This window comes from Helicobacter sp. (assembly GCF_022511165.1).
Taxonomy (GTDB): domain Bacteria; phylum Campylobacterota; class Campylobacteria; order Campylobacterales; family Helicobacteraceae; genus Helicobacter_C.
Genome location: NZ_JAFLSB010000001.1, coordinates 63802 through 73134, shown reverse-complemented (window position 1 = coordinate 73134; position 9333 = coordinate 63802). Strand labels below are relative to the sequence as shown.

At 37.2% G+C, this 9333-nt stretch carries 9 protein-coding genes; 6 read left to right on the top strand and 3 right to left on the bottom strand.

Annotated elements, in window-relative coordinates:
- Positions 1-151 precede the first annotated feature (151 nt).
- The 6 genes from J1E28_RS00330 to J1E28_RS00305 all read left to right on the top strand — a co-directional run bounded on the left by J1E28_RS00330 (position 152) and on the right by J1E28_RS00305 (position 6051).
- Positions 152-1018 carry a M23 family metallopeptidase gene (locus tag J1E28_RS00330; RefSeq protein WP_291025949.1) on the top strand — a complete coding sequence of 289 codons (867 nt, stop codon included), beginning with the start codon at positions 152-154 and terminating at the stop codon, positions 1016-1018.
- Positions 1019-1024: 6 nt separating this feature from the next.
- Complete coding sequence (locus tag J1E28_RS00325) at positions 1025-1924, top strand: M23 family metallopeptidase (protein ID WP_291025948.1); 900 nt, start codon at positions 1025-1027, stop codon at positions 1922-1924.
- Positions 1882-2298: a polymer-forming cytoskeletal protein gene (locus J1E28_RS00320; RefSeq protein WP_291025947.1), complete on the top strand. Its 417-nt coding sequence runs from the start codon at positions 1882-1884 to the stop codon at positions 2296-2298. Before J1E28_RS00325 ends, J1E28_RS00320 begins: the two co-directional genes overlap by 43 nt.
- Before the next feature lie 14 nt (positions 2299-2312).
- The gene (gene mfd / locus J1E28_RS00315) at positions 2313-5348 is read left to right on the top strand and encodes a transcription-repair coupling factor (protein ID WP_291025946.1); all 3036 of its coding nucleotides are present in this window, start codon (positions 2313-2315) and stop codon (positions 5346-5348) included.
- 10 nt (positions 5349-5358) lie between these two features.
- Complete coding sequence (locus J1E28_RS00310) at positions 5359-5616, top strand: hypothetical protein (RefSeq protein WP_291025945.1); 258 nt, start codon at positions 5359-5361, stop codon at positions 5614-5616.
- A 306-nt stretch (positions 5617-5922) separates the two neighbouring features.
- The gene (locus tag J1E28_RS00305) at positions 5923-6051 is read left to right on the top strand and encodes a hypothetical protein (protein ID WP_291025944.1); all 129 of its coding nucleotides are present in this window, start codon (positions 5923-5925) and stop codon (positions 6049-6051) included.
- A 176-nt stretch (positions 6052-6227) separates the two neighbouring features.
- Here J1E28_RS00305 and J1E28_RS00300 read toward each other — a convergent pair whose 3' ends face one another.
- From J1E28_RS00300 to J1E28_RS00290, 3 genes are read right to left on the bottom strand one after another with little or no spacing between them, the layout of a single operon-like run.
- Positions 6228-6932: a CheB methylesterase domain-containing protein gene (locus J1E28_RS00300; RefSeq protein WP_291025943.1), complete on the bottom strand. Its 705-nt coding sequence runs from the start codon at positions 6930-6932 to the stop codon at positions 6228-6230.
- 5 nt (positions 6933-6937) lie between these two features.
- Positions 6938-7774 carry a protein-glutamate O-methyltransferase CheR gene (locus tag J1E28_RS00295; RefSeq protein WP_291025942.1) on the bottom strand — a complete coding sequence of 279 codons (837 nt, stop codon included), beginning with the start codon at positions 7772-7774 and terminating at the stop codon, positions 6938-6940.
- Between the two features lie 14 nt (positions 7775-7788).
- The gene (locus tag J1E28_RS00290; protein WP_291025941.1) at positions 7789-9228 is read right to left on the bottom strand and encodes a Do family serine endopeptidase; all 1440 of its coding nucleotides are present in this window, start codon (positions 9226-9228) and stop codon (positions 7789-7791) included.
- Positions 9229-9333: the final 105 nt, after the last annotated feature.

Here is a 9333-nt window from a genome sequence, read left to right as displayed (position 1 = left end):
GCCCAAAAGAGAAACTCACTCATATATTGCAAATGTTAGCAATAGAGTATGAGGACTTTGATATGGCGCAAATGAGAGAAGATGAAGAGTACCTTGTCTTTGGCTCTTTTAGTGTAATAGAGGCATTTTTACAACAATATAGGGGAAAGTCGTGCAAGATAAATTACTGATTTCTATTATTGATGATAGTGGTTCAAGACAATTTAGTGTTAATCGCTTGATTCAAAAGATTGCTCTTTTTTTAGGGGTGGGGATTGCAATTATGATAATTTTTTATTTTGTCATAGCCCATTTTTTGATGAGTGAGCTTGAGGTAATTTTGGCAAATAATATGCAAGTTCGTGAGAAATTTCAAAATATTTATGAGAAAAATAGTGAACTAGAACGTGATATTGATTATAAAACAAATGAACTCTTCAAGGTAAGTAATAAAGTTAATGAGCTTGAGAACATTGTCAATGTCTCTAAGCAAACCCACAAAGTTTATGATAACCAAGATATTGATTTTGATGCTTTTACTCCTTTGCAAAAAGATTTGTTTTTAAAGATTATTCCTAATGGCGATCCTATTAAGGACTTTGCTTCTAAAAACTTTCCTCATAAGCATACTTCAGTTTATGCACTTCAGCAAAACACACCTGTGTATGCTACTGCAAATGGCATTATTGATTCAGTGCGTATAGCGGGGAGTGAAAATCATCTCATACAGATTCGGCATTCCTATGGATTTACTTCAAGCTATGGGCATTTGGGTAAGGCAGTTGTGCAAAAGGGAGACTTTGTAGTTAAAGGGCAAGTCATAGGATATAGCAGTAAAAACTTATATTATGATTTGCATTTTGTTGATTCTGTTCTTCCTGTGGCGAATTATATTGATTGGAATAGTGATAATTTTGCGCAAGTACTTGGTGTAAATAGTGCTATTGATTGGAAAACTTTAGTCTGGGCACTTGATGATTTGATTCAATTAAAAAATTATCGTATAAGCTACCAAAATAGCGAGATTTTCGCTTACTAAATTACAATGAATTTTAAAAGTAATCGCCTTGTTTTAATGATAACCGACCAAAATGGTTCGCGTTATATCAATATCAATTCTATTTTTAAGCAAATAAGCCTTTATTTTATTGTGTTTATTCTCACGCTCATTGTTTTTGGTGTGGTATCCATTCAAGCTTTTAGAGCAGAGATTAGCAAAATGTCAGTGTTAAATGAGATGATTCTTAAACGTTATCAAAAAATGGTAAGCGAAAATGAATCACTCAATCATCAAATTGAGCAACGAATCAAAGAAATGTCCCAAATCGATGATAGAATCGGCGATTTAGAGAGCATTATCGGCTCACCCATTGATCGCTCAAATGATGTAGAGAGCAATTTAGAATCTCGCATCGATTCTGCTTCGCTTACGGGAATGCAAAAAGCTTTTGTGATGAAATTTATCCCCAATGGTTATCCTATGGAGAGATATGATCATATTTCCGCACCTTATGGGTATAGATCGCATCCACTATTTTTTACAAGGCATTTGCATACAGGCGTGGATTTTGCTATGCCTATTGGCACACCTATATATGCAACTGCTGATGGTGTTGTGAATGGGGCAGAATTTTCAGGTGGTGGTTATGGATATCTTGTTAAAATAGATCATTCACTTGGGTTTATGACTTATTATGCTCATTTGAATAAAATAGTGGTGCAAAAAGGAATGTTTGTTAAACGTGGGCAGCTTATTGCTTATAGTGGCAATACAGGACGAAGCACAGGACCACATCTTCATTATGAAATACGATTTTTGGGCAATGTGATTAATCCCAAAAATTTTATGGAATGGAAGATGAGTAATTTTGATTCAATTTTTGAAAAAGAAAGGAGTGTAGCATGGCGATCTTTGCTAGTGACAATCAACAACCTGATGGAGTAAATTCAAAAGGCGGAGCGACTATTATCGCACAAGGCACAAAAATCAAAGGAGAGATTAATACGGATTGTCGATTACATATTGATGGAGAGTTTGAGGGAAATATCCACTCTAAAGACACCGTAATGATTGGTCAAAATGGTATCGTTCGTGGTGAAGTAGAGACAACCTCTCTTATTGTAAGCGGTCGTTATATAGGAAATATAACCTCAAGCATACTTGAAATTAAGCCTCAAGGGCGTGTAGAGGGTGTGGTAAGCACATCTGAATTTGTGATTGATCGTAAAGGCACATTTGTAGGTGAAAGCAAAATCAAAAATCCAAAAGCAAGTAAAACAGATATTGCTTCGTTAGAGCTTCCCAAAAAAGATAAATAGTATCGGAGAGGAGTTTGATACAATCTTGTCTGTATAGACTTCTCAAAGCGGGTGATTTTTCTTATGAACTTTTGCTTACTCAAGATTTCAAACAAGCTCAAGATGCTTGTGAAGTCTTTGGTTTGTTTTCTATCTCGCCTTTTGTCTTACCCGAGCTTCCCATTCATTTTGGCGATGATTTGAGCTCATTTCGCGAGGAGTTTTTGCATACTTTGCATATTCTACGCGATTTTTATACCACTAAAAATCACAAGATTCTCATCGCTCCTATTGCAAGTGTGCTTCACGCACTGCCTAAAGCAGAGATTTTGCAAAGCTTTAGCTTAGAGCTTCATCATAATTATGATTATAATGCTTTAAAGGAGCGTATTATCGAGTATGGCTATGAATGTGTCGAGGTGGTTGAGCTTGAAGGAGAGGTAAGCTTTCGGGGTGAGATTATTGATATTTTTATTCCTCAAAGTGAAAAACCCTATCGCATTGTATTTTTTGATGAGCAAATAGAGAGTATGCGCTGCTTTGATACACATACTCAAATGAGTAATCCCATTGAAATTGAACATCTTGAGATTCTTCCTGCACTTTTTTCACTCACTTCCCAAGAAAATAAAGAATTACAATCCCTTGTGCAGAGCAGTGATTTTGAAGGTTTTAATAAAGATGTAGCTTCGTTTGGATTTTGGTTTTTGGGGCAGAGGGCACATTTTTTACCTCTTGAATATGCAACTTTGCTTACTCCCTCTGCGCTCAAAGAAGCCAAAGAGATTTATAGCCTAAGCTTAATGCAAGAGGCATTGACACTAAAGCAAATTGAGACTTTGCCTGTATGTGAAGTGATAGAGGGTTATAGTGATATACTCTTTAATCCTAATAATCTTGTCTCAATGATAAAAGCCCACCCAAAGCGACATATCACGCTTTTAACAAGCAATGATATTAAGCTTAAAGCCTTTAATAAGGCGGATTTGCAGGGGGTGGATATACGGCATTGTAATGCGGTTGTGAATCTTATCACGCCAAATGAACTCCTCCTTTCGCTTAATGCCCCACAAACAAAAACTAAACATAAAAAGCCCACATTAAAGCTTAATGAAATTGCGCAAGGTGAATATATCGTGCATAGCGAGTATGGCATAGGACAATTTATTGGGCTTAAAAGCGCACAGATTGCGGGGGTTGTGAGGGATTTTATAGAAATTGCTTATCAAGGCGAGGATAAGCTACTACTGCCGGTTGAAAATCTTAATATGATTGATCGTTATGTGGCAGATTCTGGGCAGATTCCAATGCTTGATAGGCTTGGCAAGGGGAGTTTTGCAAAGCTTAAGCAAAAAGTAAAGACGAAGCTTTTAGAAATTGCAAATGGCATTATTGAGTTAAGTGCGAAGCGCAATTTATTGCAAGGGGCAAAGATTGACACCCAAAATCCCGCTCTTATTGCTTTTAGCAATGCGTGTGGATTCACGCTTACACAAGATCAAAGGCGGAGCATTGATGAGATTTATGCGGATTTATCTTCAGGTAGGGTAATGGATAGATTATTAAGTGGTGATGTGGGCTTTGGTAAAACAGAAGTAGCGATGAATGCTATATATGCGGTATGTTTATGCAAGTATCAAGCTGCAATGATTGTGCCTACAACCCTGCTTTGCGCACAGCATTATCAAAGTTTAAAAATGCGCCTAGAATCCTTTGGTGTGCGTATTGGGCGATGTGATAGATACATTAAAAATACTGATAAAAAAATCCTTTTTGATGGGCTTAAAAGTGGTGAAATACAAGTAGTGATAGGCACTCACGCGCTTTTTGGGGCAGAGTTTCATAATCTTGGGCTTATTGTTGTTGATGAGGAGCATAAATTTGGCGTAAAGCAAAAAGAACGCATTAAAGAGTTATGCGTGAATACGCATCTTTTGAGTATGAGTGCCACTCCCATACCTCGCACACTTAATATGGCGCTTTCTCAAATCAAATCCCTAAGCTCGCTTCATACGCCTCCTGTGGATAGAATCCCTGTGCGCACTTTTATCAAAAGCGGTAAAGATTCACTTTTAAAAGAAGTGATTTTGCGTGAGTTGCGGCGCGGTGGGCAGGTATTTTATATCCATAATAACATCGCAAGTATCCAAAAAAAAGCACAGGATTTACAAGCTCTTTTGCCTGAACTCACTATTGCTATTTTGCATTCACAAGTGGATAGTGCTAAAAGCGAAGAGATAATGTATGATTTTGCGCAGAGAAAATATAATCTTTTGCTTTGCACAAGCATTGTAGAATCTGGCATTCATCTCCCTAATGCTAATACGATTATTGTGGCTTCTGCTGATAGATTTGGCATAGCAGATTTGCATCAATTACGAGGACGGGTAGGACGTAGCAATAAAGAGGGCTTTTGCTATTTTTTGGTGCAAGATATGGATTCTATCACTCCTGAAGCCAAAAAGCGACTTAGCGCATTAGAGAAAAATTCCTATCTTGGTAGCGGCGAAAATCTTGCTTATTATGATTTAGAAATACGAGGTGGTGGGAATCTGCTAGGAGAAGCACAAAGTGGGCATATTAAAAATATTGGCTATGGATTGTATTTGCGTTTGCTTGAAGAGTGCATTCAGTATCTAAGTGGCAAGGGGGGAGTAGCACCAATACAATGTGATATTAAACTCAATCTTAATGCCTATCTTAATCCACAGCTTATTGCAAGTGATAAGTTGCGTTTAGAGCTTTATCGGCGATTATCACTTTGTGGCTCTGTGAGTGAAGTGAATGATATAGAATCTGAAATTTTTGATCGATTTGGCACACTTGATAGGGAGAGTGAAGCCTTTTTGGAGCTTATACGCATTAAGATTCTTGCTAATGCTTGTCATTTGAAGCAAATAATGCACTATGGGCAAAATATCACTTTTGTATCATTGAATGAAAATAAAGAGAGTATCCTTTCGCCAAGCAAGGATTATGATGATGTGATAGAAACAATTATGGTATCTTTGCGCAAGAGATTGCAAAAACAAGCACAAGAGACAGATAAAAAGGCGATAAGCACACAATAAGGGAGAAGGAATGAAATGTGGATTTTGTGATAGGATAAAAAATTTACGCAGAGTTGATGTAATATTGATTGCGTGTATTTGTTTTTTTCTCTATATTGGGTATCAGTTACAGCTCAGGGAGTATAAAGCATACAAAGGAGAAAGCCAAAAGGCGCGAGAAAATAAGCAGGAGAAAGACAAGGAATTGCAAGCGTATGAGGATTTGCAACGCAAGTGTTATTTTAAAAACGACAAAGAGGCGTGCGAGTTGCTTAAAAGCTATGAATAAATTAAATTCTTATAATTTTTACTCAAAGAAGTTGTTTAAAGAGAGCAAATAAGAGAGGATTTAAGTAAGATATAATAGAGAGACGGAGTTAAATAAGTCACAGCATTCTCCTAAAAAAATTATCAAAAATAAAAAGTCTATTTTTGCAATGTGATTAAGCACAAGGGGGGCATATTTAGAATTTAGTTCAAGAGGCTACTTTTTTGCAATTTTATATGCACAAGTAGAATCGATAAAAATTGGCTAGAGTATTTCAAGTCGTGGCAGGGTAGCTACTTTCGGCAATAAAAATTGAAGTTTTCCTCATTGATTGGAGCAGTGGTGCGCTACTGCAACCCAAAAAGAGCTTTTTTCGAGTTATTCTGCGTAGGCTTTAACGATACAAGAGGACATTTGATTTTTATCGATGAGCGGCGTTTGTTTGTCGTAGAGTAAAACTACGAAAATTCTCTTTTTCGACTTTAAAATTGTGTTTTTTTATCATTGTATTTTAGAATTTATAGATTTTGCGAATACTTGCATACTTTTAGATTAGAGTAAAAGAGCATAGTGATACAAACAGAGTTCTTACTCTCTATGAGATATATGGGAATGTATAGAACTCTATTTTTTTAAATCTCTAGGGGGGGGGGTAGATATTCTACATTCTTTGTTTGTGCAGGTGTTTTTAACCCAAGTGGGGCATTAGCGTAAGTTACAATGCGTGAAATAATCATATCAAGACTTAAAACTTCACTGACTGCACCCATTTCAATGGCTTTTTTGGGCATACCAAATACAACGCAATCTTTTTCATTTTCTGCGAGAGTATGCGCTCCATTATCATAAAGCTCTTTTAATCCAATGCAGCCATCATCGCCCATACCAGTGAGGATTATGCCAAGTGCTGATGCGCCTGCGGCGTTATTTGCGCTACGAAAGAGTATATCCACGCTTGGTTTATGGCGTGAGATACGCATTTCTTCATTAAGCGGAGAAGCATAGTATGAACCCAATGCAAAATCCACAATCATATGCTTATCACCCCCCGCGATATAGACTACATTGTTTTTCATTGCTACCTTTGAAGTTACCTCGCAAATAGTAAGTTTGGAGAGAGTATCAAGCCGCTTAATAAAAGAAGAGCCAAAGCTTTGTGGGATATGTTGCACCACCGCAACAGGGGGTAAATGATCAGGTAAGCGAGAAAAAATATAAGAGAGAGCATCAACACCGCCTGTGGAGGCACCGATAACAATAAGCTTGCTACGTGAGATTTTGCACGGGTTGCTTTTGAGGATTTCATCGGGGTGATGTTTTATCGTTTCCATTATCATATTGTTTATGCCTTTGTTTTGATAAAAGTTTTATTGCCAAGCTTTTCAAATTTTTCTGCCAAATCATAGAGAATTTCAGAATGCCCCAAATAAAATGTCCCACCAATGCGCAAAGTATCAATAAGGCGCGTTAAAATCTTATATTGATCCTCTTGCTTAAAATAGATAAGCACATTGCGACAAAAGAGTATATCAAACTCCTCGCGCGAAAAAGGATAAAATTTATCAAAGAGATTGAGTTGTTTGAAAGTAATCATTGATTTAAGCTTATCTTTGACTTTAAGTGAGCACGCAGAAATATCTTTGCCATCATCAAGTGGGTCAAAAAATTCATTAATCTCACACCAAGTTGGGAATTTCTCTATTTTAAAATTAATCGTATAAGAACCCGTTCTTGCCTTTTCTAATACAACCGTATCAATATCGGTGGCGATAATACTTACAGGCACATTGGCGTTGTAAAGCTTTTTTGCATAGAGCACACTCATCGCAATAGAATAAGGTTCTTGCCCAGTAGAACTTGCACAACAAAAAATCTTAATAGGGCGATTGAGCTTAAAAAGCAGGGGTAATGAGCGATCAATCATATCTTGGAAATGAGGATACTCGCGAAAAAAATCAGTTTTGTTTGTGGTGAAGTTATTGATAAATTGTTGCTGAATCTTCTTGTTGGTTTTAATACAGCAGAGCAAATCATCTATGCTAGGTATTTTTGTTTCACGCATTAGCATATAGATTCTGTTTTTTATCAGTGTGGGCTTTGTATCGCCCAAATGAATCCCGCAGTATTTATAAAGGTATTCTTTAATAAGTGCAACCTGCTCATCGCTAAGCATTACCACTTTGTGTGTTCTCCTTATTTCATCAATATGGTTTTTGTGCCATTGCTATTATAGACTAAGATTCTTTTATTTTTGCCTTTTAGTCGCATAAAAGCATTGCCCAAATCAGCAGGTTTTCTAATCGTGATATTTTCTACTTGAGCAATGATATCGCCCACCTCAAATCCTGCTTCTTTTGCCTTTGAGTTAGGATTTATGCGTGAGACCACCACGCCATTTATCTCATTTGGGATTCTATAACGTTGTCTTAGAGCAGGGGTAAGCTCTTCTACGCTTAAGCCCTCAAAATTTCCGCTACTTGCACCATTTGGTGTATTTTGTGTAGAGGGGGCTTGAGTTGATTTATTATCTGGTAATTCCCCAAGTGTAACTTGAGCTACACGCTCTTGCTTATCGCGGATAAATTTTACCACCACTCTTTCATTAGGCGAGAGCATACCGATAAGATTCTTAAGCTCCGCGGCATTTGAAACTTTTTTGCCATTGATATGTGTGATGAGATCCCATACCATAAGCCCCGCTTTTGCCGCAGGAGATTGTGGCTCTAGGCTAATAACAACCGCACCGGTATTATCACCATAGCTTTCTTTTAAATCCTTGCTTATATCTTGAATCCCAACGCCTAAGAATCCTCGCTTAATGCTTCCTTTTTCGATGAGTTCTTTGGCGATTTTTTTAACCATATCCGAAGGTATCGCAAAGCCTATGCCGTGATTCCCTCCTGTGCGCGAGAGGATAGCGGTATTAATGCCAATGAGCGTGCCACGAGAATCTACCAATGCCCCACCAGAATTCCCCGGATTAATCGAAGCATCAGTTTGGATAAAGTTTTCATAATCATTAATGCCGATACCACTTTTATTGAGTGCTGAAACAATGCCCTGTGTGATACTCTCGCCTACGCCAAAAGGATTCCCAATCGCAAAGACAACATCGCCAATAAGCACATTTGAGCTATCAGCAAAACTAATAGGCGAGAGATTATTTGCCTCAATTTTAATCACTGCCAAATCGCTACGCGCATCTGTGCCTACGATTTTTGCCGTATATTCTTTTGAGCTATCTGAAAGTGAAACAAGCACCTTATCTGCTTCATCAATCACGTGATTATTTGTGATAATATAGCCATCACTTGAGATAATTACCCCGCTTCCAAGACTACGTTCTACACGATCTTTTGGAATCTGCCCATAAAGATCGCCAAAAAATTGTTGAAAAAATGGATCATTAAACATTGGGTGATTTGGGATTTGATTACTTACATTTTTTTGTGTGGAGATATTGACTACTGCCTTTTTTGCCTGCTCAATAGAAGAATTAAAAGAATAAATCGTATCATTGCCTGCTTGAGGAGTAACGCGCTTTTGTGCTTTGGGTGCTTCTAAGAAATCAATCGCAAATAATTTACCTGTAAAAGTGATAAAAAGACATAAATATAAGAATATATATTTCATTAAAACTCCTTCATCATTTTTAAATATGGGTGGCATTGTATAAACTAAAAATAAATGCTTATTAAGCCTTGCTTAAAGTTTATGAAAATCTATCGATAAATCTAA

Excerpts from the sequence above, each read along its gene's own strand:
- J1E28_RS00325 (WP_291025948.1), top strand. The coding sequence starts at position 1,025 with ATGAATTTTAAAAGTAATCGCCTTGTTTTAATGATAACCGACCAAAAT.
- J1E28_RS00300 (WP_291025943.1), bottom strand. The coding sequence starts at position 6,932 with ATGATAATGGAAACGATAAAACATCACCCCGATGAAATCCTCAAAAGC.
- J1E28_RS00310 (WP_291025945.1), top strand. The coding sequence starts at position 5,359 with ATGAAATGTGGATTTTGTGATAGGATAAAAAATTTACGCAGAGTTGAT.
- J1E28_RS00290 (WP_291025941.1), bottom strand. The coding sequence starts at position 9,228 with ATGAAATATATATTCTTATATTTATGTCTTTTTATCACTTTTACAGGT.
- J1E28_RS00320 (WP_291025947.1), top strand. The coding sequence starts at position 1,882 with ATGGCGATCTTTGCTAGTGACAATCAACAACCTGATGGAGTAAATTCA.